Source organism: Bacillus marinisedimentorum (assembly GCF_001644195.2).
Lineage (GTDB): Bacteria > Bacillota > Bacilli > Bacillales > Bacillaceae_O > Bacillus_BL > Bacillus_BL marinisedimentorum.
The window spans coordinates 1-25,923 of the sequence record NZ_LWBL02000050.1 but is presented as its reverse complement, the minus strand read 5'-3'; the positions used below and the strand labels follow the sequence as shown (position 1 = coordinate 25,923).

Sequence of the window (25,923 nt, the reverse complement as noted above, 5' to 3'; positions counted from 1 at the left end):
GGTTTTCCCTCCCGGAGGGAATCACCGCTTATGACGATAGCCGCTGGCGTCTGGAGCTGGACATCTTGAAATGCGGAGAGCCCTTGCTCAGCGGCGTACGCATAAGCAGGGCCGAACCAGGAAGGGCGATTTTTCCCTTCATGGGGCGGCAATGCTTATGACGATAGCCGCTAGGGCTCGCAGCTGGACACTCGAAATGCGCAAGGCGCCCGCCTAGCGGCGTACGCATAAGCGGGGGTGCCCGCAGGAAGGCGGTTTTTCCTTCCGGAGGGGATCACCACTTATGACGATAGCCGCTGGCGCCTGGAGCTGGACACTAACCTTACACGGACGATTTCTCCAAAAAATGAACCCGAAGCTGGACGTACCAGTCATACGGGTTCTCTTTTTATGCAAAACCGAGCTCCTGCATCATCTTTCCGTAGTCAAGCTTGTCTCCAAGCGTCGCAGTGTCCTTCTGCCTCAAGTAGCTGCGGTCCTTTTCATAATGCCTGAACACTTCGAATGTTGTCAGCGCATCATCAAGCGCCCGGTGGTTTTTGCCGCGGCCTGCTTTTCCATATTCCACGATCGCTTTGCGGAGTGCCGTGTTGTTCCGTTCGCCGTAGAATTTGCGGTACGCTTCGGCCAAATCCAGTTCCCGGTGCGGCCGGATGAACGGGGTGCCGGCGGCCTGGAAGTTGCGGCGCATGATCGGCACGTCCATGTTTCCCCATGTCACGACCGTTGTACGGTCTTTGGCTATGTAATAGGTATAGATGGCTGACAGTTTTTTGAATGAAATCCCCGTGTCAATCTGTTCCTGGCTGATGCCGAGGAACTCTTTGCACCGCCCGGTCAGAATCCGGTTTTCCTCCGGCCTGACAAATGATGAAAAGGTATCTTCTATTTTTCCGTCTTTGACCGAAACAAATCCCGCTTCAATGATTTCTGGACTCCAGCGTTTTCCCTTCGTACCGGCTTCCGGCATCGTGAATTCAAAATCAATGAATAACTGGTGCATGCTGCGTCCCCCTCCTAATTTTGCTGTTGTCTGTCTTTGTTGAGTCGAGAATAACAAATCAGGTGTGCCAAATATGGCATGACAGCAAAATCCACGGCTTTCGGCTACACTTTCCAATTCCATCTGGCATTGATCGTATCGAGGAATGATGAAATCTTTTCATCTGATAAATCTTTTTCGCCTGTCTTTTTGTTTGCATATGATTTTAAAATCCACGTATCGCCAAACGGCTTTTCAGGTTCTTTCCACTGGACTCCGATCAGATAATCCGCTTGATCTATCGTCACTTCAACGGTCAGAATATCCTTATGCAAAATAAAATTCCTCATTTCCATTTACATACCCCGCAATCCAATCGTTTTTCATAACAGTCAACGGCCTTTCCTTCCCACTCGCTTTCACCATAACAGCAGAAACCGAACGATTCCCAGAACATCCTGGCTCTCTCATTTTTCTGTAAAACACCCAGCCGGACCTTGTGGATAAGGTGTTGCTTCAATCTGTTTTCAAAGGCAAGATAAGCCTTTTTTCCGAAACCAAATCCATGATATTTCCCATGGATCATCAGCAGGCCAAGCCAGGGTGTATCATCTTTAGGATTCTTCGGCAGAAAATCCAGAACGCCGATCGGATTTTGTTTTTTCATGATAATAAAGCTTTCTGTCACTGGATTAAGAAAATCTTTCCTGATTTCACTCATCGACCGCAGCGGCTGTCCGTTTTCCATTTTGTTATAAAGCTGGTTGGAATTAACGATGTCAAGAGCTGTCTTCAGCGTGTTTTCGGTTATTCGCTCAAAGGTAGTCATATCATTTCATCCTTTTTGATGACATACGATATCATTGCATATTAATCTTATCACAGGAACTGTTTGAAACCTCCTTTCCTTTCTATCCGTAAAGATAGTATGAAATCAGATACCATGGAGGGATCATGCTATGCAATGGATCCTGCCCCTGCTTGCCGCCATACTCGGTCTCGCTTTTTTCAATTTTTTAATGGGATATCGGAAAGGCCACATTACGATCGACCTGGATGACCGCTATATTGATTTTAACCGTTATGTGAAGGCGATTGCGTCTGAGTTGGAAAGCCAGGGACACACAGTCGAGTATAAAGGGAGTCGTCGTTTTAATATTGACGGGAAATCATATACATTTATTGAGCGGAACATCAGCATGGGCGGTGTGCCGCTGCAGCGGACGATTTTAAAACCCGCTAAAGGTGACAGATAATAGACAAGTTATCCGTCCGGCAGGGAGAGTGGCATGAAATGGAGAATGATTCTTCTAGAAAGTATTTTAGAAAAACAAAAGGAGGGGTCTCGTATGGAATATAATCCGGCTGGATTCTGGGTGCGGTTCATCGCCCTTATCATTGACGGCATCATCCTATCAATCGCAGCGGAAATCCTTAATGCTGCACTTGGTCTTGATGTGAATGTCACCGAAGGAGAACGCGGTGTGCACGGCATCATTGAATTGTTATACGCAATCATCGTTCCGGCAATATGGGCGGGTTATACAATCGGGAAAAAAGCAACGGGCATCCGTATCGTCAAAATGGACGGCAGCAATGTCACATTCCTCACGATGCTGATGCGTTACCTTGTCGGCGGAATTGTGTATGCCCTGACACTTGGGATCGGCGTCATTGTCAGTGCGTTCATGATCGGGATGCGCAGCGATAAGCGGGCGATTCACGATTTTATCGCGGGGACATATGTAACGAGGAACAGCCCTTGAGTGAACGGCTTTGCGGAACTGCCCGGCCTTGAAAGAGTGTGAAATCATTTGGATTTCACACTCTTTCAAGGCCGCTTCTCTCTTCTCCATCTCCCCAAATAATCCTGTTCAGCTGTGAAGAATACTGCTGGAGCACGCTGTTCACCCGAATGATGTCGGCAACCATTTCATCAAATTCAGGATAACGTTTTTGGATTTCCTGGTCGGTTAATCCAGCAAATTCTTTTTTTTCAGCGGCTGTTTCAAACCATTTCTGGAATGCGGCCTGATATTTTGTAAGGTGGGGCCTTAAGCCGACGTTCAGGATATCCAGTGACAGCCTGATAAGTCCATCGTTTTTCGCCTTCTTCAAATGTGATCCGGGAATGCTTTTCAATTCATCCCGGATTGTTGTAAAAAGGTCATACCAGGATGCATAAATCTCGATAAGGACATCATATTCCGGGTCAATTTCAATTGCTGCTTTCCGCGTTTCCAGTTCCATTAAAATCCGGTGGGCGATGAATATATTTTCATTATTCCGCTTCACTTTATACACCGCAGCCGACCTGGTGCCGACTTGCAGCGTATCCAGCTCGACGTCAATCATCCCGAATTGCTTTTTTCTGCGGTAAACGAGCAAACCCGCTCCCGCCAGCAGAAATACAAGGAACATTCCGGATAAGTGAACTGTTATGGAGATCGAACCGTTCTGGAAACTGGACGTCATGGAAAAGAAATTTTCCATGCTTCTTCCCCTCTCTCTGCAGTTTTATAATTTAAGGTATTTATCGATTGGGGAAACGCTGCCGGAAACCTCACTGGAAAACTCGGCCAGCTTCTTGGTCGCATAGTAATCTTTCTTGATTTCTTCAAGGTATCCGGCAAGATCGCTAAGGCTTTTGATTTGCCGGGTTACCCTCAAATAAGCAGGAATGCCTGACACATCTTTCAAATACAGGGTGGATATTTCCTGGCTGCTCTTTTTCCCGTAACCGACTTCATACGGCACCCACCATGAATTTTTTGTATCCTCCGACACGATGCACATCATATGGGTGCAGCGGCTCAGCCCTTGTTCGATGCACTCCGTAATCCGGCCGGCATCCCCTTCTCCGGCTGCTTCCCAGAGGCATTCATCATACACATCCAGGTAAATGTCGATGCCCCTGTCTGTGATAAAATCGCCGATGGCAATCGCAGCTTCCTTATCGATATTGATATGCGAAAGGAAGATGCACGGCCGCCGGACAGGAGACAAAAGCATCTTCTGTATGGCTTCGAACAAGGTTGGCGCCGCCATGTTTTTGCCTTTCATCCCACTCACTCCTTCTCCTAATAAAAAATACCGGAATAACTCCGGCAATGAGTCAGTCAACCCTCATCCCCGGATTCGAGGTCTCTTCATTGGTCATGAGGGTTAGGTTTCTGATAGTTTACTATATGCATTCCGGCTGTCTGTGGGTTGTATGTTTGTCCGAACTATTTAAAAAAGCCGACTTTTTTCATGCATTGTGAGTGATTTGAATTGCTGAAATGATAGAAACAACCAAAAAGAGGAGAAACCCGCCGGCTTCCTCCTCTTTTTGCTGAAATGTAAACCAGGGCAGATCTATTCATTAACAATTAAAAGACATCCACATTCTCATAAAGCGGTACATTCTCAGGGCATCTCTTCCTTGTCTGCTGTTAGGTGTGACTTGTCTCTCCAGGCAGCGCAGGAATTCGCTGTCGCAGCGGCAATCCGGTCCCCCATATGCCCGGTAGCATTCATCATGAGTTTTACAGCACGAATCCACTTCATTAAGCGGAGTTCCGGGACCGCTGCAGCCCGGGCCGCACCATCTGTAGCCCGGCAAGCAAAGTCCGCCCCCTCCTGCAGGCCTTCTTCTTCGCCTTCGATCTGCAGTCATCATCCATCCCTCCGTGGCGTTGCTATAGTACACAATATGATGAACAGTTGGCCGCGGTATGTATGAATGTCACGGTTTAAAGAAATCGATGGATCGGCGCAGCTGACCTTATAAATATTCTTAATCCGCTGTGCCGAAGTAGTTCTTTGCTGACGATTTTTAGAGTAAAAAAAGGCCTCCGAAATATCGGAAGCCTTCAGTCATTTTATCTATATCTTCTTTATGAAGCTTCGAGGTCACCGGCCGGGCCGAAGAATTCGAAGTTGATCCGGTCTTCAGACACACCCATTTCCTTCAGTACGCTGTTTACGGTTTTCATGAATGGAACAGGCCCGCAGAAATAGAAATCGGCATCTGTTGTGTTGATGACACTCTGCAGCCATTCAAGGTCCACGAAGCCTTCTTTGTGGAAGGTTCCCTCTTCCCGGTCAGCCGCAGTCGGTTTTTCGTACACGACATAGTACTCGAAGTTTTCATTGTCCTCAGCAAGTTCTGTCAGATGGTCTTTCATCGCCTGGAGCTGGCCGTTTATGGCAGCATGAATAAAGGTCACGTCCCGTTCAGGATATTGTTCTGTCAGCATATTCGCCATGCTTACCATCGGTGTAAGCCCGACGCCGCCGCTGATCAGGACCACCGGCTTATCGGAATCCGTATCCAGGGCGAAGTCGCCGGCAGGGGCAGTCAGCTGCACAATGTCGCCTTCCCCAATGTTTTCATGTAAGAAGCGGGAGACGACGCCGCCCGGCAATTCACCTTTTTCATCTTCACGCTTTACACTGATTCGGTAATGATCTTTTCCCGGCGCATCAGAAAGGCTGTACTGGCGGGTATGTGTATATGGATCGCCGTCGATGTCCACCTTGATGCTGATATACTGGCCCGGCTTGAAATCGGCGATCGGCTTGCCGTCAGTCGGCTTCAGGTAAAAGGATGTGATGACACCACTTTCCTGAACTTTCCGGTCTACCGTAAATGGACGGTAACCTACCCAGCCGCCCGGTTCTTCAGCGGTTTCTTCGTACATTTCTTTTTCAATATCAATAAACACGCCGGCAATGACGCCGTATGCTTTTTCCCAGGCGTTGATGATGTCATCTGTTGCCGCATCACCAAGCACATCTTTAATGGCTAAAAGGAGATATTTTCCGACAATCGGATAGTGTTCCGGCTTGATGTTCAAGCTCCTATGCTTATGAGCGATCTGTTTCACTGCCGGCAGGATGGCTTCAAGATTATCTATATAGGCTGCGGCGGCATAGACAGCGTTCGCAAGTGCGCGCGGCTGCTTGCCTTCCTTTTGGTGTGTCTGATTAAAAATGTTGAGCAGTTCCGGATGGGCCTCGAACATCATTTGATAGAAGCGGGTCGTAATCGTTTCACCATGTTCTTTCAGTACCGGCACCGTCGATTTGATGATGTCAATCGTTTGTTGGTCTAACGCAGTATCAGTTGAAGAATTTGCCATGTTTCCATCTCCCCTTTGATGAAAGTAGTGTGAGTGTTAAAGATACATTTTAAATACATCTTTTATTACAACATTTCCACAGTGCAAAAAGCAATATCAAAAATATATCTTTAACAAAATGTTCACATTTGTTACTGTGGGTATAGGGGAATATGGTACGATATACACATGAAATTGCCTTGACAGGTGGGATGACGATGCACTTGACCTCTTATACGGATTACTCGCTCCGCTTGCTGATCTTTTTGGGATCAAAGAAAGAAGGCGAGCTATCCAATATAAAAGAAATATCGGATGTGTACCGGATTTCAAAAAACCATTTAAGCAAGATTGTCTATGACTTAGGGAAACTCGGTATCATCAAAACGGTTCGGGGACGCAATGGCGGGGTTGCACTTGCAAAGAAACCGTCGGAAATCAATCTTGGCGCGCTCGTCCGGGAGCTCGAAGAAGATCTTGACGTTGCGGTGTGCTTTAATGAACGGAAAAATGACTGCCTCATCACTCCCGTCTGCAAATTGAAGCATGTGTTGAACGAAGCGCTTACCAGTTTCCTTCACGTGCTTGATCAATACACGCTGGAAGATGTCATTTTGAGAAGAGATGTGCTCGAGGCCGTACTCGGCCCTGAAAACCGGAAATAACGTTATTCACCAAAAAGCCTGCAGCAGATTTGCAGGCTTTTTGGTGAGCATATATATACGTGGTAAGATAGAATTTAAGCAATACATAGAAAAGGAGAACCTCAATGCAGAAAATTTATCAAGTGGAAGAACGGCCGCCTCTGGCGGAAAGCCTGCCGCTCAGCCTGCAGCATTTGTTTGCCATGTTCGGGGCGAATATTCTGGTGCCGATTCTGTTTCAGGTGAACCCGGCGACCATCCTGTTGATGAACGGCGTCGGCACCCTCATTTATCTGATGATCTGCCAGTGGAAAATCCCGGCTTATCTCGGTTCGAGCTTCGCTTTCATTTCACCGGTGTTCGTCGTTCTCTCCTCTCACGATTACAGCTATGCACTTGGCGGATTTATTATTGTCGGCCTGATTTTCGTCCTTGTCAGCTTCTTAGTGAAAATCGCTGGAACCGGATGGATTGATGTTGTTTTCCCGCCGGCTGCGATGGGTGCCATTGTTGCTGTCATCGGGCTTGAGCTTGTACCGGTTGCCGCCGAAATGGCCGGTATGATTGCGCCGGCAGACGCGGGTGAAAACTGGACGTATGACCCGAAAGCCGTTTTTGTATCCGTTTCGACCCTGCTTGTCACCCTGCTTGGCACGGTTATGTTCCGCGGGTTCATGAAAATCATCCCGATATTGATCGGGGTTGTCGCCGGTTACATTATTGCGGCTTTCACCGGGCTGGTTGATTGGGGTGCTGTTGAACAGGCGAATTGGATCGCTGTGCCCGATTTTTATGCCCCGAAATTCGACTGGGCCAGCATCATGATCATCGCCCCGGCCGCACTCGTAGTCGTCGCCGAACATATCGGCCACCTGCTCGTGACGGAAAACATCGTGGACCGCAGGCTTACGAAAGACCCCGGCCTGTCACGCTCGCTGCTCGGAAACGGGGTCTCAACGATGCTGTCCGGTTTTGTCGGCTCAACACCGAACACGACTTACGGTGAAAATATCGGCGTCATGGCGATCACAAAAGTATATTCCACCTGGGTCATCGGCGGAGCTGCCGTCTTTTCGATCGTGCTGTCGTTTTCCGGCAAGCTCGCCGCAATCATCCAGACGATTCCGGCACCAGTCATGGGCGGTGTTTCCCTGCTCCTCTTCGGCGTCATTGCAGCTTCCGGCATCCGGATTCTTGTTGACTCTAAAGTGGATTACAACAAACCGTCGAACCTGATTTTGACAACAATCGTCCTCGTCATCGGCATCAGCGGAGCGACGCTGACACTGGGGGTTGTCGCGCTGAAAGGAATGGCGCTGGCGACGGTTGTGGCGATATTGCTCAGCCTGCTATTCAAAGTTCTTGAGAAATATCGCCTGCTGAATGAATAGTGATGATTGTTTCTGCCTGTATCCATTCATGTGGATGGAAAATGAAAAGGGACAGGATGCAATGTGAGTAACAACTTTACATCAATGATGCAAACAAGTAAATATCATGGGAAACACACTGGGTTTTACACATTAAATCCCAGTGTGTTTTTTATTGGTTATTACTACGAGGGTTAACTTTTTTGTAATTTTCCGTGATTAAACAGGTATTACCGGTATTACCCTTTCATATAAGACATTATTAATCAAGATAGATACACTAAACTTGGATAGAAGAATTGAATTAAACGATTATTCTTATCGGCAATAGAGGGTTCTCTTCATTCAATAGAAAACGGAACAGAATTGTTTTTATACAAACCACCGGTTGAACAAAATAAAAGCGGGACAGCTGTTCATGCACCAGTTGATTGGAGCGGAAGGGGCTCGACTCCTTCGGGAGCGCCCGCCCCGCGGCAAAGAAGACACAAGTATCGTCAAAGAATTTTTTGAAGTTTTTGAAATCATGAAGGCAGTCAGTTAAAAAAGGAATATTTATGAAGCAGGGCGAATTTATTTTAATGTAATTACAGAAAGATAGTGAGGCGATATAAATGTTGTACTGGATTTCTATTCTTTGTTTCATTATTGGAGCTATTTTAATTGTTTCCGTATTTAAATCCATTAAAAGAGAAACAAAAACAAGCGGGGAAATGACAAAAGGGATTATCGTGGTGATAGTAGACGTTGTATCCGAACCGATTTCAAGCGAAGGACTCCGTATTTTATTCGGTTTCATATTCATTTTAATAGGCTTTCTTTTTTTATAGAAACTTTACTTAACAAACGAGCTGCTCTACCTCATAAAGAAAACGTCAACTATTCGAATAATAGATTGGAAGTGACTTGATGAACATTCGTTTGTTGGATGAGTCCGACGCTAAAATATATAAGGCAGTCAGATTGCGTGCATTAAAAAACGACCAGGAATCATTCGGTTCAACATATGAGCAAGAGGTAAATAGACCTTTGAAGAAATTCGCGGAAAGGATACAGCGTACAAAATCCCAATTCACTTTGGGATGTTTTGACAGCAATCATTCCCTGATTGGCATTGCTAATTTCGCACGTGAGGATCGACTGAAGACTGTACATAAAGGCACTATTTATGGAATGTACATAGAACCTGAATTCCGAAGAAGAGGGTTAGGCAGAACCCTATTGATAAGCCTCATTGAAAGGGCAACAAGCGAATGTGACGGACTGGAACAAATACATTTAACAGTCGTATCTACTAATTCATCTGCAATACGCCTATACACTTCACTAGGGTTTAAAGTTTATGGTGTAGAACCAAATGCATTAAAAACTGACGGGAAATATTTTGATGAAGATTTAATGATTTTACGGTTAAAGAAATTCAACTAGATGGTACTTTAGTGGAATTAAGAAAAAAATAAAAAAAGGCTTAGGAAATTCTCCAAGCCTTTTTGATTTCTTTTGTCTGTGATTTGTTGTTGTGCTTCTCACAAGCAACTCGCCTTCCCGTACCTAAATTTCTGCGTGCCGATCATTTTCGGGCACTGAATCCCTATTTATCCACACCTCCCTCACTCCCCAGGTCCTCCAAACATGTTCAATACTCCGCCGCCCTTCACCTTAACCATTTTACATCCAACAAATATTCCGGGTAATCGATAAACGGATTCCGGTTCCCCTGGATATCCGCAATTGCGGCATTGCGGTGTTTTTCATATACATCGGGTGGATATTCGCGATGCCATTCGTTCAACAGCCTGATATCAATTCTCTTTTTAAACGACTTTTTCACTTTATCCGGATATCTCAAAAGGAAATACAGCATCGCCCGTGCGACGGTTCCTTTGGAAAATTCGGGCTCGAACCGCTCGTCCTCCGCCTTGCCGCATCCATCCCTGACGGCCATCAGGTCGGTTTCCGGCTCGTACTCTTTGAAATCATAGTAAGGGTAGTTGCTGCGGGCTGAGTTGCAGACCGGATCGCATGTGAAGAGATGATGGATATCCCCTTTCATCGGTTCATCCCTTCCGAACCAGGACTGCGGAACAGCGTGTTCACAGTTGAATTTGAACTCATTTTCAATTCCGGCCCGGACTCCCTCTGTGTCTTCGGCATCAAGGGCGATCACTTGTTTTTCAAGCCGCTGCTTCCTTTTTTCAGCTGTTATATAATCTTCGGCAAGCACCTCTTCCGGCTTCCTTCTCCTGCCTGAATACACGCTCACCAGACTGCCGTTTTCCTGCAGGTCGACCCATGGATAGACAAACCTGGACGGACTGTAGCCGACCGGGTTTGTATGTGTCTGTTTAACGAGAAGATGCAACGCTTCGGCCAGGTCCATTCCATTCATGTCCCCGAAGTCGATATCCTCGTAATATACTTGGATTGCCTGGCGATCGGCCTCCGGGTCATAATAGGCCCGGCGGTCACCCTTGATTTTCTCCCTGTTTTCCTGCAGGGTCATGAAGATTTCTTTTTGTTCAGCTTCGGTCTCAGGAACAGCATATAGGCGGTGTTCGCCTTTCAGACGCGAAAAATCGGTATCATCCATAAACTGCCTCCTTCTGGGATGCTATTTGAAAATCTCCCTCTTTGTGAACATGCTCCTGGCGAATCGCCAGGCAATTTTCGGCCTTGTCAGCCACTCGATCTGTGCTCCGTTTTTGTCTGTTTTGAGTATCTCTTCTGTCAGATACGAGGTGACGGTTTCCACTTCATCAGCAAGAATGTTAAATATCCTCTTCGCCTGTTCCGCTTCTTTTCCTCCTTCAGCAAGCGACTTTTTCAGGAGGTCGGTAGCAACCATACCGGGGCTTAATGTGCCGACCTGAACCTTTGTTTGCTTCGCTTCCTTTGCAAGTGAGCGGCTAAAATATCGGACTGCCCGCTTGGACGTGCCGTACATCGTCATCTTTTCCCGCATCATCCCGTCACTGCCGAATCCTTCCATATTGAAGATCTGGCCGCCGCCCTGCTTTTGCATCCCGATGAAAGCGGCTCTGCTTCCGTTCATCACACCTATAATGTTCGTATTAATCAGCTTCTCATAATCTACCGGCTCCATTTCCCAAAAATAGGAGCGCACCTGATCGATGCCGGCGTTGTTGACCCAAATATCAATCCGGCCCAATCTTTCAGAGGCATTTTCCCAGAGACGCTGTGCATCCGGATAATAGCCGATATTGCCCGCCAGGCCGAAGATTTTCCTTTCAGGGAATTCATCCCTGAGGGCTGCCAGCGCCTGCTCGACACTTTGATCGGTTGTGCCGTTGATCATGACACTGCAGCCATTTTTCAAAAACTGCCTGCTGAGCCCATAGCCGATTCCTCTCGTGCTGCCGGTGATAACGATGTTTTTCATTGTCATTTCCCCCGTTCCGCTGCAGTAAAATCCTTAATAAGAACATTCTTTGCATCACTCCCGAAATCCTTTTCTCTCATTTTATTGGTGCCTGGATGGAGTATGCGGATCAGGCGATTGAATGTTCTTCCTATTGAACATACTGTAGGTGTACTTGCGGAGTCTGGAGGTGAATTCCTGTGAATGTGTTTGAATTCGTCTGTTTCATTCTGGCAGCCGGTGCGTTCATCAAAGTATTCTTCGGTGTCTTTTTCCATAAAAAATTCTACAGTTGGGTTAGGCGTGAATACGCTCGTGAACAGCGCCCCTGGACTGTGAACGCGCTCGCCGGCTATGGGCTTTTTGTTCTCGCGCTTACATGGCTCGGGGTGTTCTTTGATTATGCCCAGTATGGATGGGTGCTGGCTCCCCTGCTGACGGCAGCTTCTATGAAGACGCTGCTCCTCTTGTTTGATTGGGAAAAAACCTCGCGGAAATTCGTTTCCTTCATTGATACTGCTGGCAGCCGCGGACTGTGGGGCCTTGATCTCTTTGTACTTGTAATTGGGACAGCCTTTCTCTGGGCAGGGCTGTATCTGTTTTGAGGTTTCCCCAAAACAAGTGGCAGCAGGGAAGGTTAAAATACCCCCAGGGGTGACATGAGCCGGCTGTGATTATATAATGTAGACATAGTGTTAATCTCTGATTCTTTTAGGCTCTGGAGGTGAACGGTTAATGGCACTGTTGGAAATGGCATGTTATATTTTGGCGGCCGGAGTCCTTTTGAAAGTGTTTTTCGGCCTGTTTTTCCATGAACGGTTCTACAGCTGGCTAAGAAGCGAATACGTACAGGAGGGGCGGTCCTGGACAATCGACGCACTTGCAGCCTATCTCCTCCTTATTCTTGCTCTTATATGGTTCGGGATTTTCTTCGAATATGCAGAACTTGGCTGGTGGCTGGCTCCCCTGCTCACAGCTGCTGCCATGATGACAACAGGCATGCTGCTCGACTGGCGGATGACATCAATGAAATTCGTACGCTTTATTGATAAAAAAGGAGTCAAGGGCTTCCGGATGCTCAATGTATCTGTTCTATTTATCGGTTCATTCTTCTTTTACATCTGCTTGTTCCTGTTCTGATTTGGTTATAGATGTCCCCACATAATGTAAGAAAAGCGCAAGGCGCCCGCTTAGCGGTGTACGCATAAGCGGGGGTACCTGCAGTGAGGGCAGTTTTCCCTCCGGAGGGGAGCAGCTGATCCGTATCCCCAACCGATGCCAGACCAGCAAAGCCTGAGTACCCCAGGCATGGTAATTTGCACGTTTTTTCACCGTTTCAAGCAAGCTGACGGCCAAAACCGGGCTGTTTACTCATGTACAGGATCATTCCAACCATTTAGGCCCGGTAACCAGCCGGATTTGTCTCATTTTATAAAAAGACTATTCCTTTTCTTCGTATTTCACACCAGATGACTGTTCCTTCGCGCCATATCCCCGGCTTTTCACGCCGTTTACGAACAACCGCAATCAGGGGGATGCGCTTTCGCGCGGAATCCCGTTTCTTTCACGCCAAACGATCACTCTTTCACGCGGAATCTCCCATATTTCATGCCGTAGAGGCCAACTTTCACGCCGGAGCAGCTGTTTCGCGCCGTTCAGCCCGGCTTTCACGCCGGAACTCCTTTTGTCATGCATGGCGACAGACCCTGACTCGCAGCTGGACAATCTTAAATGCGGAGAGCCCGTAGGCGTACTCATAGGCAGGGCCGAATCAGGAAGGGCGCTTTTCCCCTTCTTGGGGCGGCAATGGTTATGACGTTAGCCGCTAGGTCTCGCAGCTGGACAATCGAAATGCGCAAGGCGCCCGCTTAGCGGCATACGCATAAGCGGGGGTACACGCAGGAAGGCGGGTGAGGATCACCGCTTATGACGATAGCCGCTGCCGCCTGGTGCTGGACATTGATCTTGCTTGAAACTTATGCTTTCTTACCTATTAAAAAAGGGTTCAAACCTTCTCAGATTTGAACCCGTGCAGATGGTCATGTACAGGGCTGTTAAAACAAAGCGCCAAATAGCAGGCCGATGAATCCGAAGATCAAGCCGATGATAAACCAGAGGATGGATGCAATGACGATAATCCAGCCTGCCACCTTCCTTCCGGTCATTATGAAGTAGATTCCAAGCGCCAGGAATCCGAAAATAAAGCCGAGAATGGCCCATAAAATCGAACTTTTGCCGTGTTTTTTGGCGTCGATTGCGAGATATACCGCTATTGCAATATTAATAATCAGACCAATTGAAAATTCCATTCTTTCACCTCAACATCTAAGTTTGCCTGTTCCTTTTAACATTTCCCTCACACGTTTAAATTAAACGGCGGCAAAAAAGAATCGACAAATTCCGACGGGTGCCTGTCACTATTACAGCACCAGCTTCTTTCCTTCCATCTTCTTTTTGTTTTTCCCGGTCTTCACTTCGGCCACAAGCCAAACGAGAAGCGTCAGTCCAACAGATATGACAGCAGTAAGCGGGTACAGCTTAAAAAGGATTATGTCTACAAAGACACGGTAAGAGCCAATCGCATAAGGAAGAGAAAATAGCAGAACAAACAGCATGCTGTGGATCAGCCACTTTTTCTTGATGCCGAATACCTGGCCAATCCCTTTTCCGAGAACCCAGTGCAAAAGGGCCATGCGGATTGTTCCTCCCGATATCATTGTGAGGATCCCGTAGATGTCAAATCGTTCAATGAAACCGAATTCCACAAGACGGACAATGCTCTGGGCAGGGTACTCGAGATTCTTGACCTGGTCTACTCCAAAAATACTGATGCTGCTTGTGACCGTGCCAAGAAACATCCAGGCGATCAAAAAGACGGTTACCGTATTGATGAAAAACAATGATTTCGAACGTACTGTAGCCCTTCTCAATCTTAACATCAGCAAGAGGATAAACTCTCCATAAAGGGCGGCAGTCAGGGCCACTCCATATAACACCGGTTGAAGTCCTTCCGACAGCACCGGCAATAGAAGGTTGTAATCTTTCAAACTGTTAGTCGTTAATGCAATGCTCTCTCCGGTGAAAATAATGATGACAAACAATATCATACTTGCCCTCGCTATCGCTTCAACACCTTTTACAGCAGTATAAATAACGAGCGGGTAAAATGTGATCTGCAAAGCCCACCATGGGGTGTCAACCAGGAACACAGTCTGGATAAAGTTTACGATTCCGTAAAAAGTCACGAAAGCCATAAATAAAAAGTAACCGATCACCGCTATTCCAATCGCTTTTCCAGCTATCCGGCCAAAATTATGCTCCAGGATTTGGATATAATCTTTATCGGGAAACAACTTATGGAGCCGGTGCAGGGAAAATCCAAAAAATATGGCAAAGGGCACTGTGATGACGATGGCAATCCAGGAATCACGGCCGCTTCCCTCCACGATGGTAGGTATGAGGAACATATGGCCCATGACCGGTAGTGACATTGACAGTAAAAAAGCTGTCTGCCGGTACGAAACAACTTGCATTCTTATCACTCCGCCCTTCCTTTTTCATTTAAATGATGCTCGATGAGGCCGTGATCACGTATAGTTGCCTTTACATTCACTTGCACTTCCAGTTCGGGATAGATCTCGGACCATTCATGTTTATGCTTTTTCCAATACGCTGGATCCTCACGCTCGATTACTTCTGCAAATCCAAGCAGATTTGCCTGGAACTCTTTTTGAATCTTCTTTACCGACTCCTCAATTTCTTGTTTAACTGTTTTTTCGTACTCATTTTCTATCTCTTTGAGCAGCTTTGCCGTCACCTTGACGGGTTCAGTAAGCTCACCAATAAAGCCTATCTCCGTGACTTCAATAGTGATTACAGGTTCTCCGTTCTTAATCTTTGCCCTGGTGGATGATTTGGATTGTTTAATTTCAATGGAAGCTTCAAGCGCATTATCTTGCTCCGCGCTTCCCCTTTCTTCCAATTCCACCAGTTGAAGCCCGCCCTTGACATCCCCTTTAACGCGTTGAAACGCGACCGTTTCTTGTTTTCCAAGATACCCTGCTACCCTGTCATCTTTGAAAACAGCGGTGCCATGCACCTGTACTCTGCCTTCTTCACCGAAACGGACAACCGGCATGTAGGGATCTATGTATGGATTCCGTAAATATTGGATGAAATCGTGATACTCAACCTTCGGAGCCTCGCTTAGCTCCTCCTGGCTGTCGATTGCATCCTGCAATTGCACGGCCGGAATCTCTGTAGACGGCGGATAATCCTCCAAAATTTCCCGCGCTTGCCGATCCGCCACCATCATATACATTTTGAGGCGGGGTTCATGATCCCTGGAAAAGAAGTCAAGAATCGGAATGACTGACTCCTCGGCTATATCTTTCCCGACGATGAATGCCATGACATGCTGCCAGTTCTGCTTCTCTCCAATCACTGTTATTGACTCTCGTACCGCTTTAAAGACTGTCTTTCCGCTGATTGTTTGTACGTTGTATGGCTGCTCCTGTTCGTTTTTCACTGCCGTTGGATCTATGAGATGGGTCGTTAATTGGATTTCTCCATCCTCGCTCCGGTCAATTCCCACGCTTGAAACAATCGATATTTCGGGAAGCTCGGTGGAACCCCAGCACCCTGAGAGGAATGCGATCATGATAAACACCGCAGTACATTTAATTGATTTCACCTGTCCATCATTCCTTATCACCCTTCTTCACCTGAGTCTTCTGACCCGGGGGCTGGCGTACGATATCAGAAGGATTGAGCGGTTCCGGCCTCCTGTTTTGCATCCAATGCGGGGCCCGGAATATGAAATCCTTCCATGAACTCAGCGACAAAGGATACCAGGATCCAAGATACGGAACCCCGAAAGACGTGAGCGAATTCACATGAATGAGCCAGAACATAAGGACGAGCATAATTCCGTACATGCCAAACAATGCTGCAGCAACCAGATAAACGAGTCTCATGATACTGGTAATATCATTCAGGGAAGGCACGACAAGTCCGCTTATTGCAGAAACTGCTATGACGATAATGGTTGGAGACCCGACAAACCCCGCATTAACGGCTGATTCTCCGAGGATCAAAGCCCCTACAATGGAAATGGCCTGCCCGACAGGCCTCGGCATTCTCACTGATGCTTCCCTCAAAAATTCAAAGCCGAGCAGCATAAACAAGATTTCAGCGAACAGTGGAAAAGGCACCCCTTCCCTCGCAGCTGCAAAGCTGATAAGAAGGTCAGTCGGGAATACTTCAATATGGAAATTTTGAAAGGCCAGATAGATTCCCGGGGCCAGACTGGAAAAAAAGAAACCGGTCAGCCGAAGAGCCCGTACCAGCGAACTTAAATACGGACGTGAATAGTAATCTTCCGCATTTTGGAAGGATTCGAACATTAAATATGGCACAACCAAAACTACAGGGGTTCCCTCTGTCAGGATTGCCACTCTGCCTTCCAGCAATTTTGCCGCCGTAATATCGGGGCGCTCCGTGTTTGAGACGGTCGGAAATACGGATAGCGGTGCATCTTCAATGAACTCCTCGATATAACCTGATTCTAAAATCGCATCCGTTTTAATGCCTGTTAACCTCTTTTTCACTTCTTTAATAAGTTCCTTGTTCGCAATCCCGTCAATATAAGCGACAGCCACCGGTGTTTCTGTGACTTCACCAATTTCTAAATGTTCGATTTTAAGACGCGAGTTCCGTATTTTCCGCCTCAGCATGGACGTGTTCACCTGAAGCGTCTCTACAAATCCTTCTCGAGGGCCCCGGACGACTGTTTCTGTGACCGGTTCCTGAATTCCCCGCATCTCCCACGTAGCCGACCGCAATAGATACGCTTTTTCAAGCCCATTGATAAACAGAGCCGGTTCGCCTTTTAATATACTTTTCACTGCGTCTTCAAAGCCCCTCGTTTCCCCGCAATTATGGGCGCTTATGATTTCTGTCTCCATTCCATGGAGAATCTCTGAACTGCAGTCCTCTACTTCCATTAACGGATCGAGAATATTTTTCTGGACCTGATCCTGATCAAACATCCCGCTGATGGCGATAAACAGTGCTTTGCATGCAGAGTCGCCTTTGCCGATATGAATTTTCCGGTAAATCACATCATAACTGTTTGAAAAAACAGCCCTTAAATATTTTTCATTTTCGATTAAGTTTCCGGAAATTCTCAGCTGTTCAGTTAGCGGTTTCATTTCGGTGCTGTTTGGTCTCGACAGGGATTTAACCATTTTTTTCAGTTTGGAAAACATGGACAGTCACCTTTTTTATAGGAAATTGGATGCTTCTAGCTAGTATTTGAATGTTGAGAGGATTATATACTGAGAAACCGGTCTTGCCCATTTTTAAAGGAAGCCGCCTCTTATTTGGCATAATCGTTTCTCTTTTTAGAAGGGCCACCAAAGAGTGCTTTGGGTTAATAAAGACAATATAAAAACAAAACGCCTGGTTTTTTTCAATTCCAGGCGTTTTGTTTGCTATTTGAATTTATGGTGTTATACATACTGTATTTTAGTATGTTATTTCACCAGTTTTTGTACATTTTCTCCACGATATCGGAACTGTTTATGCCTATCAGGTAGCATCTTTTCATTTGTCCGGCACATTCCTTGGCAACGGTTCACTCCACCTGTTCACTGCTGCCGGCCTGTTGTAATTCAGCGGTTTCAGCCGTCAACATGGAGACACGAAAAACGATATGGGCTGATAAGAAGAGCGGGATAAATCGGATCCATCCCAAAAAAGGGATGAAGCCCCTTTCGGCCATGACAACAGTCAGGCTACCGAGAATGCTTCCGGCAAGGGTCATCTGGCAATGCTGTGTTTGAACATATTCAGTTCAAAGTCATTTGATATCCGTTCGAGTATTGCTTTCCCGGCGACACTCGTCCCGTGTGAATTGATCGCCGGGCCGAAAACGCCGATTCCCATTTCTCCCGTCACGGAAGAAATGATGCCGCCGCTGATTCCGCTTTTTGACGGGATACCGATTTTGACAGCAAAATTACCCGAATCGGTGTACATTCCTGACGTCTGCATGACAGCCTTCAGGATTTGGGCATTTTCAGGTTTGACAAGCTGCTTGTCCTCCCTTTCAAGGTAGCCGTCATTCGCAAGAAATGCTCCGATTCTCGCCAGTTCAACTGTATTAAGATGCACACAAATCCCTTTGAAGTATAAATCGATGGCATCTTCCACTTTGCCGCTCGGTATAATGCCTTTATGTTCCATCAAGTATCCGAATGCACGGTGTTTGGCCCCTTTGCTTTTCATATCATCATAATTGATGTCATTGACCTTCAGTTTGTTATTTCCCGTTATCTTTCTCAGCAGCTTTAAAATGTGTTCCATTTTTTCCTCGGAGTTTTCCCCCACTATCATCGAAGTGACTGCGAGGGCGCCTTCATCTACAAAAGGATTGAATGGCTTTTGTTTGCCCTGCTCATTAAAGGCGGTGATAGAAGCATAGTGGCTGTCGGATGTATCGACACCAACCATTTTATACACACTTTCAAAGCCGAGGTCTTCAAGAGCGACCAGATAGTTGATTGCTTTGGACATGCTCTGCATTGAAAAGCGGAAATCGGTATCGCCAGCTTTGTATTCATTCCCGTCCATATCGGTGACCGCAATACCAAGATAGCCTTCTACTTTTTCATTAATTTCAGGAATCGATGTGTGCGCTTTCCCGTCAGTTGCATAAGGCGCAAATATTTCGACCAGCTCCTGCAGGTACTCGTTTGTCATTTTTCGCATGGTTTCCACTCCTATAGGTTTGCTTCTATATTTAACAGCTCTGTGTAAACGTTGCTGTACATTTCTCGGCTGGCTGTTATCAGACTGATTCTACATTGCAGGGATATCAACTTCCTTTCTGCAAAATCCTACACCAGTGATGCAGGCGGTTCCCTTTCCAGAACCAATAACCTTATATAACAGAACTTATTAAGTAAGTACCCTATTTTATTTCGTGAGTAACAATTGATTTTTTCATGCGCAGAATGGAACGTTCCTGTTTTCGTAACTTCGGTTTATCATTTATTATAGAGTCACGGAACATGAATACAGTATAGAGTATCCAATCTCCTGCGAGGTGGACCCATGCAAAAATCCGCTGTTATTCCAAAAACCGGAATAAAAGAAAACGCGCTTCAATTCGGGCTGCTTGTCGTCATCAACTTATTTGTCGGTTCGATGGTCGGACTCGAGCGGTCCATCCTGCCAATTATCGGTGAAGAGATATTCGGCCTGGCATCTGCAAGCGCTGCACTTTCCTTCATCGTCAGCTTTGGGTTCTCCAAGGCGATAGTGAATCTGTTCGCCGGTAATCTCGCTGACCGGATTGGACGGAAACAGATATTGCTGGCAGGCTGGGGTATCGGTTTGCTTGTGCCGATACTCGTAATATTCGCTTCCGGCTGGGAACTGATCGTTTTTGCGAACATCCTGCTCGGAATCAATCAGGGCCTGACCTGGTCGATGACTGTCAATATGAAAATCGATCTGGCTGCTCCGAGAGAACGGGGCATGGCCGTTGGACTGAATGAATTTGCCGGTTACATCGGCGTCGGCCTGATGGCTTTCCTGTCCGGTTACATCGCGTCTGCATACGGTTTGAGGCCTGAACCTTTTTATATCGGCATCGCCCTGGCAGTCACCGGTTTGCTATTGTCCCTGGCTGTCCAGGATACTTCAAAATTTGTAAAAGCACATGCCGAAACACACGAAAAAGCCGGACAAATGAGCGGCGCCGAAGTGTTCCGGCAAACAACCTATAAGGATAAAAACCTGGCCGGCATCAGCTTTGCCGGATTATCAACTAATTTAAAAGATGGGATGAGCTGGGGACTGTTCCCGCTTTTCTTTGCATCTGCGGGACTTACCATCGGGCAGATCGGAGTAATTGTCGCCATCTATCCGATCGCCTGGGGCATTTTCCAGTTATTCTCCGGAGCCTGGAGCGACAAAGTCGGAAGAAAAGGCCTGATTGCCGCCGGAATGATTCTTCAGGCTGCCGCAATATGGTGGATTTTACTTGTGGACAACTATGGACTATGGATTACTGGCGCAATCCTGCTTGGAATCGGTACGGCAATGGTATATCCTACATTAATCGCGGCAATCGGCGATGCTGCCCACCCTGAATGGCGTGCATCATCAATGGGAATCTACCGCTTCTGGCGTGACAGCGGATATGCTTTCGGCGCCCTGCTTGCCGGAGTGCTGGCCGATACTTTGGGTGTCAACTGGGCGATGGGCCTTGTTGCAGTATTGCCGCTTGCCGCAGGAATCAATGTCCTGTTCAGAGTGGAAGAGACGTTAAAACGATAAGAAGCAGAAGCAACGGAATCCATCCGATGCTTCTGCTTCTTCATTAATAGGCTGAAAAATAACGGCTCGCAGCAACTGCGTAATCAGCCCGCGTAACAGTGCCACCCGGGTTGAAAAAAGCAGTGACTTCCGGTTCAAGGTCGTAGGGGCCCTGTTCAACATCGAAGCTGGCATTGATGATATTCAGGTCCAGTGCCAGCTGGACATACCCACGCAGCTCTTCTGGAATGTCGCCCGCATCTTCCAGCGGGATCCGTTCACTTCCATATTGGACAGTGACCGGTTCATTGTTTTTCGCTTTTGCCTCCTGTTCGAGCCCAAGGTTCTGAACGAAGCTGTATGCCAGTTCAGCCCGGTTGATACCCTTGTTTGGCGCAAACTTTCCACCAGCGGCCGGCATCATGACTCCGCTGTCTTGCTGCCCGGTATCCCGGAGAGCGGCTCCATCCGCCGCTGCCGCTTCCGCAAACGGAACAGCACTTCCGTTTACATCTTTGAAACTTGCTTTTTCCGGCAGGGACTGGCGGATTCCCGCACCCATCACCAGGTATTCAGCCAACTCGATCCGCTTAAGGTTATCATCGGGCCGGAATTCACCATTATGATTACTGTCGGCCAGCCGCTCACTTACCGCCGTTTTGATCGCCGCCTCGGCCGGATGGCCAGCGATATCGCTCAATCCTGTAAAGCCGCCCGCCTGTTTGAAGACAAGTTCCCCTTTTACCGTTTCATCGAGTGCAACGAGTCCCTCGAGACCTTCCAGTTTGAGCATCCACTCTCCTGCTTTCGGAGCGGTAACCTGGACGGTGCGGTCGGTGTAAAGCGGAAACAATACGGAAACACCTGAACTGTGCCGGTTTCCATCCGGGTCGACCAGCACCAGATTAATCGTGTTTCCTGTTTCACCGAGCAGCCCTTTCGCATTGATTGAAGCCGTCAGCTCAGTCAGTCCTTCTTCAACCGTGAATGTTTTTTCGTTACCGCCGAGAACACTGAAATCCATTTCGAACGGCTCACGATCAACCCCCATTTCCACATTCGCATTGAAGGTGCGGTTCATGTTGACGGTCGTGCCGTATTCCCTCCCGGTGAACGCTGCATCAACGGCCGCATATGCATTCACATAACCGGCCCCTGTTTCCCATGCTTCATAGCCAGGCATGTTCGAAGCGGTATCCTGGATAATCGCTTTCACTTCATCCGGCGAAAGACCCGGATTTGCTTCCAGCATGAGTGCGATCACACCGGCGACATGCGGCGCCGCCATCGATGTGCCGCTCATGGTCGTATAGTATGGGAGGTGAGCCGGGTCGATATTTTCGGCATCATCTGCCGCACCAAGGCTTGATACCGGTGCAATCACCCTCGTTGATACGATACCTGCTCCCGGTGCAGTGATTGTCGGCCTGTCTTCCCATGTGAATGACTCTCCTCCGATATCGACCGTTCCACCCTTGCCGGCAGCACCCCGTGAGGAGAAGTCCGTCAATTTGCCCTGTTTTGTTCCCGCTGCAACGGTAATGACCCATGGCGCTTTTTTATAATTACCTGAAATCGTCGAATCAGCAGGTCCTGAGTTCCCCGCCGAAAAAACAGTGATGATGCCCCGGTCATAAAGCTTTTTCGTCGCTACGTTTATCGGATCCAGCGGGTCAAAATCCGTTCCGGCATCACTGGTTGTTCCCCATGAATTCGTAATGACCCGTATATCATATTTCGCCTGGTTGGTAAGTGCATAATCAAAACCGCCAAGCGTATCGAGAATCGCCACTGCCGCTCCGGACCCGTATCCGACCAAGCTGGCACCTGGCGCCGCCCCTTCGTATTTTCCCGCTGATTTTTCGCCTGTACCGCCGACAATCCCTGCGACATGCGTGCCATGCCCGCCAGTGCTGTCCGAATTGGGCACATTTTCGATATATGAAATCGGCAGCAGTTCAGAAAGAGCGTTCAAGTTCGTTGAAGCCATGACATTCTGCACGAGATTTTCACCGAATTTGTGGTCCTCATGCGTGCCGTCAATGCCGCTGTCATTCACGACGACTCCGATTCCTTTCCCTGTAACCGGCAAGCCGCCGTTTAGCTGCCGCATTGTGTCATCCGTTCTTACTCTATCAACGCCTGTTATGGCTGTCGCCGTATCGTTATCGTATTCAACCGCTTCATTGAAGTAAATCGAATAGACTTCAGGACTTTTGGCAAGCTGTTTGATTTGATCCAAATTTGCTGTTATTCCCGCCATCGGCAGACTCTGGAAGGTGACGCCTGCTGAAACGCCCGCCTTTTCAAGAAGATCGATTTGCCCGCGGTCTGGAGCATCGTCTCCCTTGAATGTCACGATAACCTGGAGCGTGCCGGCCGTCTCAGCCAGTTTCGCTGTTATTTGTTCATCAATCTTATCAAGCGAAGTCTCTGCTCCAGCCTGTTGAGGCAGAAACACGGAAAAAATCATCGAAAAAGCCAGTACAAGGGCGATAAGAAAGTTTTTCAGCTGCATGAAACTCCTCCCTGTTTCCTGATTTTTCTTAATTATCTCACACTTAAGGCTTCAGTCCTATTAGGCATTGGATATAAACCCATCGGCCAAAAGGCGTATATTTTAAAGACATAGGGATTTTACTGGAGGGCTCCGTTGAACGCGGCTGTTGATAGTCGCTTTCACCCGGGCGACGAATTTCTTCTTTGCCGCGAGGGGGCGGTGAGTCTCATCACAGTGCGGGCGTTCAAGCGGGGACTCACCTGTACCGCTGCTTCCGCAGGATTGGCGAATAAGCTTATCAAATGCTCACCGCATGAAGGAAATGCGGAGCGTTTCCGAGGAGTATCGGATACCCGCACCAAGCGGAATGAAAGTGAGATTCATGGGGTATCATCGTCTCTGTAAGTGCGTTCTGGCTCGAGTAGAGGGGCGATTCTTGAGAATTCGTACCTGTAGATGTTGCCCTGGCCGGATTAGAGGAACGATTCTTGAGAATTCGCATCTGTCAATAAAGGTGCGAAACCGAACGGCTTTGCCTTGAAAAACCGTTCCAACATCATGCGAAATCAAGAACATCCTTCACACAGCTTGCTTGAAAAAAAGCAAGAATAAAAAAACACCGGTCTGCGGTCCCGAATACGAATCAGGTCCGTCTACCAGTGTCGCGCAATTATTATTTCAACAGTTCACCAGTGACCATTTTTGCCTGGTATTGGAACCAGGCGGACTGTACGGAAAAGAGGCAAATGCTGATCACCGTGCGGATTGCCTGCTTCTCACTCTTCGAAATTGTTTCGTATTTTATTGCAAAGGCGGCGGCTTCCGTTTCGATCCATTGCTGGGCGGTGCCGTTGAGTCCGAGCCCCTGGTCCATTCCATCCCTGAAGGCGAGCTGCATCCTGTCAAATAAGGAAGCATACGCAAAAAACAAATCAACCGGATCAATGATGTCATCCGAACGGTCTTCCGGGTTGTTGAAAACGAGCTGCAGGATCGACCGGATCGATTCGAAACCAAGCGAATGCTTTAAATCTTCAACGATGAAAAGGGTCGCAGCCTGCTCTACCGTATACTTTTTGCCGAGCAGCGGTGAGCCGATCAGCTCCTTCACATCCCGTTTCACCCAGTTTTGCACCGCACCGTGGCTCAGTTTCGTGAATTCGAGCAAATTGCCGAGCGCTACAATTTCATTCAATGAGAACCCTACTTCGGGCCTGTCGATCCGTTTGATCAGCTTTTGGATAATTTCAGGATCGGCCCCTGCCTCATCAGTTCCATTCCTTACCTCATCAAGGGTCGGCTCGACCGGTTTTTTTCCGTCTACACGCAAATTGGCAAGCAGCTGCGCCATTTGCTTTCTCGAAAACTGAAGTCCGCTCATCTTCCTCTACCTCTTTTCTATAACATGCCGAACGGTTTTTTCTTATCGTATTCTTAATTCCTCCTGCCGTCAAATTATGCCATAATACTTCTATTTAAACGTTGCAATTATAAAAAAACTAACTTATAATCAGTTCATATGAACTTGAAATTAAAGAAAGAGGTAGATAAACAAATGGGGAAACGAATATTCTTATTTATTTTGACTAACGTTCTTGTGTTGACGACAATCATGATTGTGCTGTCTGTCTTCAATGCAGGTAACTATATAAAAGCAGATGGAACCTTAAACCTTGGTACGCTGCTTATCTTCAGTGCCGTCGTCGGTTTTACCGGTTCCTTCATGTCCCTGTTGATGTCGCGCTGGATGGCCAAAAAGATGATGGGAGTCCAGGTGCTGGATCCGGACGGATCGCTGTCCCCTGCTGAGCGCAGTCTCGTTGAAAGGGTGCACAGGCTGGCACGCGCTGCCGGCATGATGAAAATGCCGGAAGTCGGCATTTACCAGTCACCTGAAGTAAATGCGTTTGCGACCGGCCCGTCTAAGAAGCGGTCCCTTGTTGCCGTTTCAACCGGCTTGCTGCAAGAGATGGATGATGATGCCATCGAAGGCGTTCTTGCCCACGAAGTTGCCCATATCACAAACGGCGACATGGTGACGATGACCTTGCTGCAGGGCATTGTGAATACTTTCGTAGTCTTCCTGTCCCGTGTTGCTGCCTGGGCAGTTTCCCGTTTCGTAAAAGAAGACCTTGCGCCTATCGTCCATTTCATCGCTGTGCTCGTTTTCCAGATCGTGTTCTCGATTCTAGGAAGCCTTGTCGTATTCGCTTTCTCACGCTACCGTGAATTTCATGCGGACAGAGGCGGCGCCGACCTTGCCGGCAAAGACAAGATGCTCCACGCCCTGCGTTCCCTGCAGGCATACAGCGGCCGGGTCAGGAATGAAGAATCAGAAGCTATTGCAACGTTGAAAATCAACGGCAAAAAAGGCCTCGCCCTCTTTTCGACTCACCCGGATCTGGATGACCGGATTGAGAGGCTGATGGCTAAATAATGTGGAATAGAAAGTATGCGGCAATTGCCGCATGCTTTTTTATGATTAGGGATATCCAGGTGAAGTTACTGGTAAAGAAGGATATAATCTTGTGTTCCTGATTCATAGGGAGTTGGAAGGTTAGGGTCCTGTCCATGTATTTGCAGGCCTATATATTTATAGGCACGCGAGATGGTGCT

General features: G+C 47.6%; 28 protein-coding genes and 1 pseudogene. 10 read left to right on the top strand and 19 right to left on the bottom strand.

The window, feature by feature from the left end:
- Positions 1 to 388: 388 nt before the first annotated feature.
- The 3 genes from kapD to A4U59_RS15160 all read right to left on the bottom strand — a co-directional run bounded on the left by kapD (position 389) and on the right by A4U59_RS15160 (position 1,811).
- Complete coding sequence (gene kapD / locus A4U59_RS15170) at positions 389 to 1,003, bottom strand: 3'-5' exonuclease KapD (protein ID WP_066174396.1); 615 nt, start codon at positions 1,001 to 1,003, stop codon at positions 389 to 391.
- A gap of 104 nt (positions 1,004 to 1,107) precedes the next feature.
- Entirely contained in the window at positions 1,108 to 1,332 is a 225-nt protein-coding gene (locus A4U59_RS15165) for a hypothetical protein (RefSeq protein ID WP_245680570.1), read from the bottom strand.
- The gene (locus A4U59_RS15160; protein WP_066174391.1) at positions 1,329 to 1,811 is read right to left on the bottom strand and encodes a GNAT family N-acetyltransferase; all 483 of its coding nucleotides are present in this window, start codon (positions 1,809 to 1,811) and stop codon (positions 1,329 to 1,331) included. The genes A4U59_RS15165 and A4U59_RS15160 overlap by 4 nt, the downstream gene beginning before the upstream one ends.
- A 130-nt stretch (positions 1,812 to 1,941) precedes the next feature.
- Here A4U59_RS15160 and A4U59_RS15155 point away from each other — a divergent pair, with 130 nt between their 5' ends.
- Together A4U59_RS15155 and A4U59_RS15150 are read left to right on the top strand one after the other, a co-directional pair.
- Entirely contained in the window at positions 1,942 to 2,238 is a 297-nt protein-coding gene (locus A4U59_RS15155; protein ID WP_066174388.1) for a hypothetical protein, read from the top strand.
- A gap of 93 nt (positions 2,239 to 2,331) precedes the next feature.
- Positions 2,332 to 2,748, top strand: coding sequence for an RDD family protein (locus A4U59_RS15150; protein ID WP_066174385.1), 417 nt, complete (start codon positions 2,332 to 2,334; stop codon positions 2,746 to 2,748).
- 55 nt (positions 2,749 to 2,803) lie between these two features.
- On the opposite strand, the gene A4U59_RS15145 is transcribed toward A4U59_RS15150, so the two are convergent.
- From A4U59_RS15145 to hmpA, 5 genes and pseudogenes are all read right to left on the bottom strand, one after another.
- A complete protein-coding gene (locus A4U59_RS15145) occupies positions 2,804 to 3,475 on the bottom strand; it encodes a hypothetical protein (protein ID WP_066174382.1) in 672 nt (223 codons plus the stop codon).
- Between the two features lie 24 nt (positions 3,476 to 3,499).
- Positions 3,500 to 4,045, bottom strand: a complete 546-nt coding sequence (locus tag A4U59_RS15140; protein WP_066174379.1) for a toll/interleukin-1 receptor domain-containing protein — start codon at positions 4,043 to 4,045, stop codon at positions 3,500 to 3,502.
- A gap of 345 nt (positions 4,046 to 4,390) precedes the next feature.
- Entirely contained in the window at positions 4,391 to 4,531 is a 141-nt protein-coding gene (locus A4U59_RS22505; RefSeq protein ID WP_169823981.1) for a hypothetical protein, read from the bottom strand.
- A 1-nt stretch (position 4,532) separates the two neighbouring features.
- Positions 4,533 to 4,640 (bottom strand): annotated as a pseudogene (locus tag A4U59_RS22500) (hypothetical protein); the annotation flags it as partial.
- Between the two features lie 220 nt (positions 4,641 to 4,860).
- Entirely contained in the window at positions 4,861 to 6,108 is a 1,248-nt protein-coding gene (hmpA, locus tag A4U59_RS15135) for an NO-inducible flavohemoprotein (RefSeq protein ID WP_066174376.1), read from the bottom strand.
- 197 nt (positions 6,109 to 6,305) lie between these two features.
- Between hmpA and A4U59_RS15130 the strand changes: the two genes are divergently transcribed.
- The 4 genes from A4U59_RS15130 to A4U59_RS15115 all read left to right on the top strand — a co-directional run bounded on the left by A4U59_RS15130 (position 6,306) and on the right by A4U59_RS15115 (position 9,529).
- Positions 6,306 to 6,752 (top strand): Rrf2 family transcriptional regulator, encoded by a 447-nt coding sequence (locus A4U59_RS15130; RefSeq protein WP_066174374.1) that lies wholly within the window; start codon positions 6,306 to 6,308, stop codon positions 6,750 to 6,752.
- 104 nt (positions 6,753 to 6,856) lie between these two features.
- Positions 6,857 to 8,122 (top strand): uracil permease, encoded by a 1,266-nt coding sequence (gene uraA, locus A4U59_RS15125; protein WP_066174366.1) that lies wholly within the window; start codon positions 6,857 to 6,859, stop codon positions 8,120 to 8,122.
- 367 nt (positions 8,123 to 8,489) lie between these two features.
- On the top strand, positions 8,490 to 8,645 hold the full coding sequence (locus tag A4U59_RS21840; protein WP_169823980.1) for a hypothetical protein: 156 nt from the start codon (positions 8,490 to 8,492) through the stop codon (positions 8,643 to 8,645).
- 365 nt (positions 8,646 to 9,010) lie between these two features.
- Positions 9,011 to 9,529, top strand: coding sequence for a GNAT family N-acetyltransferase (locus A4U59_RS15115; protein ID WP_066174359.1), 519 nt, complete (start codon positions 9,011 to 9,013; stop codon positions 9,527 to 9,529).
- Positions 9,530 to 9,755: 226 nt separating this feature from the next.
- On the opposite strand, the gene A4U59_RS15110 is transcribed toward A4U59_RS15115, so the two are convergent.
- Both A4U59_RS15110 and A4U59_RS15105 read right to left on the bottom strand, forming a co-directional pair.
- Complete coding sequence (locus A4U59_RS15110; protein WP_066174353.1) at positions 9,756 to 10,691, bottom strand: endonuclease I family protein; 936 nt, start codon at positions 10,689 to 10,691, stop codon at positions 9,756 to 9,758.
- A gap of 21 nt (positions 10,692 to 10,712) precedes the next feature.
- The gene (locus tag A4U59_RS15105) at positions 10,713 to 11,501 is read right to left on the bottom strand and encodes an SDR family oxidoreductase (RefSeq protein WP_157888203.1); all 789 of its coding nucleotides are present in this window, start codon (positions 11,499 to 11,501) and stop codon (positions 10,713 to 10,715) included.
- Positions 11,502 to 11,680: 179 nt separating this feature from the next.
- Here A4U59_RS15105 and A4U59_RS15100 point away from each other — a divergent pair, with 179 nt between their 5' ends.
- Both A4U59_RS15100 and A4U59_RS15095 read left to right on the top strand, forming a co-directional pair.
- Positions 11,681 to 12,085: a hypothetical protein gene (locus tag A4U59_RS15100; RefSeq protein ID WP_066174348.1), complete on the top strand. Its 405-nt coding sequence runs from the start codon at positions 11,681 to 11,683 to the stop codon at positions 12,083 to 12,085.
- A gap of 130 nt (positions 12,086 to 12,215) precedes the next feature.
- Positions 12,216 to 12,620, top strand: coding sequence for a hypothetical protein (locus A4U59_RS15095; protein ID WP_066174345.1), 405 nt, complete (start codon positions 12,216 to 12,218; stop codon positions 12,618 to 12,620).
- Positions 12,621 to 13,007: 387 nt separating this feature from the next.
- Here the strand turns inward: A4U59_RS15095 and A4U59_RS21835 are convergent, their stop codons facing one another.
- The 7 genes from A4U59_RS21835 to glsA form a co-directional block, all read right to left on the bottom strand.
- Positions 13,008 to 13,238 carry a hypothetical protein gene (locus A4U59_RS21835; protein WP_169823979.1) on the bottom strand — a complete coding sequence of 77 codons (231 nt, stop codon included), beginning with the start codon at positions 13,236 to 13,238 and terminating at the stop codon, positions 13,008 to 13,010.
- Positions 13,239 to 13,534: 296 nt separating this feature from the next.
- Positions 13,535 to 13,789, bottom strand: a complete 255-nt coding sequence (locus A4U59_RS15090; protein WP_066174341.1) for a hypothetical protein — start codon at positions 13,787 to 13,789, stop codon at positions 13,535 to 13,537.
- Between the two features lie 111 nt (positions 13,790 to 13,900).
- Entirely contained in the window at positions 13,901 to 15,013 is a 1,113-nt protein-coding gene (locus A4U59_RS15085; RefSeq protein ID WP_066174339.1) for a GerAB/ArcD/ProY family transporter, read from the bottom strand.
- A gap of 5 nt (positions 15,014 to 15,018) precedes the next feature.
- Positions 15,019 to 16,173, bottom strand: coding sequence for a Ger(x)C family spore germination protein (locus A4U59_RS15080; RefSeq protein ID WP_157888202.1), 1,155 nt, complete (start codon positions 16,171 to 16,173; stop codon positions 15,019 to 15,021).
- 7 nt (positions 16,174 to 16,180) lie between these two features.
- Complete coding sequence (locus A4U59_RS15075; protein WP_169823978.1) at positions 16,181 to 17,728, bottom strand: spore germination protein; 1,548 nt, start codon at positions 17,726 to 17,728, stop codon at positions 16,181 to 16,183.
- Between the two features lie 389 nt (positions 17,729 to 18,117).
- Entirely contained in the window at positions 18,118 to 18,306 is a 189-nt protein-coding gene (locus tag A4U59_RS22050) for a hypothetical protein (RefSeq protein WP_066174330.1), read from the bottom strand.
- Positions 18,303 to 19,253, bottom strand: a complete 951-nt coding sequence (gene glsA / locus A4U59_RS15065) for a glutaminase A (protein ID WP_083270874.1) — start codon at positions 19,251 to 19,253, stop codon at positions 18,303 to 18,305. The genes A4U59_RS22050 and glsA overlap by 4 nt, the downstream gene beginning before the upstream one ends.
- A gap of 345 nt (positions 19,254 to 19,598) precedes the next feature.
- On the opposite strand from glsA, the gene A4U59_RS15060 reads away from it, so the two are divergent.
- Complete coding sequence (locus tag A4U59_RS15060) at positions 19,599 to 20,828, top strand: MFS transporter (protein ID WP_066174328.1); 1,230 nt, start codon at positions 19,599 to 19,601, stop codon at positions 20,826 to 20,828.
- A 43-nt stretch (positions 20,829 to 20,871) separates the two neighbouring features.
- Here the strand turns inward: A4U59_RS15060 and A4U59_RS15055 are convergent, their stop codons facing one another.
- Both A4U59_RS15055 and A4U59_RS15045 read right to left on the bottom strand, forming a co-directional pair.
- Positions 20,872 to 23,325 (bottom strand): S8 family serine peptidase, encoded by a 2,454-nt coding sequence (locus tag A4U59_RS15055; RefSeq protein ID WP_083270873.1) that lies wholly within the window; start codon positions 23,323 to 23,325, stop codon positions 20,872 to 20,874.
- A gap of 655 nt (positions 23,326 to 23,980) precedes the next feature.
- On the bottom strand, positions 23,981 to 24,688 hold the full coding sequence (locus A4U59_RS15045; RefSeq protein ID WP_066174322.1) for a DUF1836 domain-containing protein: 708 nt from the start codon (positions 24,686 to 24,688) through the stop codon (positions 23,981 to 23,983).
- A gap of 174 nt (positions 24,689 to 24,862) precedes the next feature.
- Between A4U59_RS15045 and htpX the strand changes: the two genes are divergently transcribed.
- Complete coding sequence (gene htpX, locus A4U59_RS15040; protein ID WP_066174320.1) at positions 24,863 to 25,744, top strand: protease HtpX; 882 nt, start codon at positions 24,863 to 24,865, stop codon at positions 25,742 to 25,744.
- Positions 25,745 to 25,923: the final 179 nt, after the last annotated feature.

Coding starts and splice junctions, on each gene's coding strand:
- A4U59_RS15105 (WP_157888203.1), bottom strand. CDS start 11,501: ATGAAAAACATCGTTATCACCGGCAGCACGAGAGGAATCGGCTATGGG.
- A4U59_RS15110 (WP_066174353.1), bottom strand. CDS start 10,691: ATGGATGATACCGATTTTTCGCGTCTGAAAGGCGAACACCGCCTATAT.
- hmpA (WP_066174376.1), bottom strand. CDS start 6,108: ATGGCAAATTCTTCAACTGATACTGCGTTAGACCAACAAACGATTGAC.
- A4U59_RS15075 (WP_169823978.1), bottom strand. CDS start 17,728: ATGGTTAAATCCCTGTCGAGACCAAACAGCACCGAAATGAAACCGCTA.
- A4U59_RS22505 (WP_169823981.1), bottom strand. CDS start 4,531: ATGAAGTGGATTCGTGCTGTAAAACTCATGATGAATGCTACCGGGCAT.
- glsA (WP_083270874.1), bottom strand. CDS start 19,253: ATGCGAAAAATGACAAACGAGTACCTGCAGGAGCTGGTCGAAATATTT.
- A4U59_RS15115 (WP_066174359.1), top strand. CDS start 9,011: ATGAACATTCGTTTGTTGGATGAGTCCGACGCTAAAATATATAAGGCA.
- A4U59_RS15060 (WP_066174328.1), top strand. CDS start 19,599: ATGCAAAAATCCGCTGTTATTCCAAAAACCGGAATAAAAGAAAACGCG.
- A4U59_RS15140 (WP_066174379.1), bottom strand. CDS start 4,045: ATGAAAGGCAAAAACATGGCGGCGCCAACCTTGTTCGAAGCCATACAG.
- A4U59_RS15090 (WP_066174341.1), bottom strand. CDS start 13,789: ATGGAATTTTCAATTGGTCTGATTATTAATATTGCAATAGCGGTATAT.
- A4U59_RS15150 (WP_066174385.1), top strand. CDS start 2,332: ATGGAATATAATCCGGCTGGATTCTGGGTGCGGTTCATCGCCCTTATC.
- A4U59_RS15130 (WP_066174374.1), top strand. CDS start 6,306: ATGCACTTGACCTCTTATACGGATTACTCGCTCCGCTTGCTGATCTTT.
- htpX (WP_066174320.1), top strand. CDS start 24,863: ATGGGGAAACGAATATTCTTATTTATTTTGACTAACGTTCTTGTGTTG.
- A4U59_RS21835 (WP_169823979.1), bottom strand. CDS start 13,238: ATGAGTACGCCTACGGGCTCTCCGCATTTAAGATTGTCCAGCTGCGAG.
- A4U59_RS15165 (WP_245680570.1), bottom strand. CDS start 1,332: ATGAGGAATTTTATTTTGCATAAGGATATTCTGACCGTTGAAGTGACG.
- A4U59_RS15045 (WP_066174322.1), bottom strand. CDS start 24,688: ATGAGCGGACTTCAGTTTTCGAGAAAGCAAATGGCGCAGCTGCTTGCC.
- A4U59_RS15145 (WP_066174382.1), bottom strand. CDS start 3,475: ATGGAAAATTTCTTTTCCATGACGTCCAGTTTCCAGAACGGTTCGATC.
- A4U59_RS15055 (WP_083270873.1), bottom strand. CDS start 23,325: ATGCAGCTGAAAAACTTTCTTATCGCCCTTGTACTGGCTTTTTCGATG.
- A4U59_RS22050 (WP_066174330.1), bottom strand. CDS start 18,306: ATGACCCTTGCCGGAAGCATTCTCGGTAGCCTGACTGTTGTCATGGCC.
- A4U59_RS15095 (WP_066174345.1), top strand. CDS start 12,216: ATGGCACTGTTGGAAATGGCATGTTATATTTTGGCGGCCGGAGTCCTT.
- A4U59_RS15085 (WP_066174339.1), bottom strand. CDS start 15,013: ATGCAAGTTGTTTCGTACCGGCAGACAGCTTTTTTACTGTCAATGTCA.
- A4U59_RS15160 (WP_066174391.1), bottom strand. CDS start 1,811: ATGACTACCTTTGAGCGAATAACCGAAAACACGCTGAAGACAGCTCTT.
- uraA (WP_066174366.1), top strand. CDS start 6,857: ATGCAGAAAATTTATCAAGTGGAAGAACGGCCGCCTCTGGCGGAAAGC.
- kapD (WP_066174396.1), bottom strand. CDS start 1,003: ATGCACCAGTTATTCATTGATTTTGAATTCACGATGCCGGAAGCCGGT.
- A4U59_RS15155 (WP_066174388.1), top strand. CDS start 1,942: ATGCAATGGATCCTGCCCCTGCTTGCCGCCATACTCGGTCTCGCTTTT.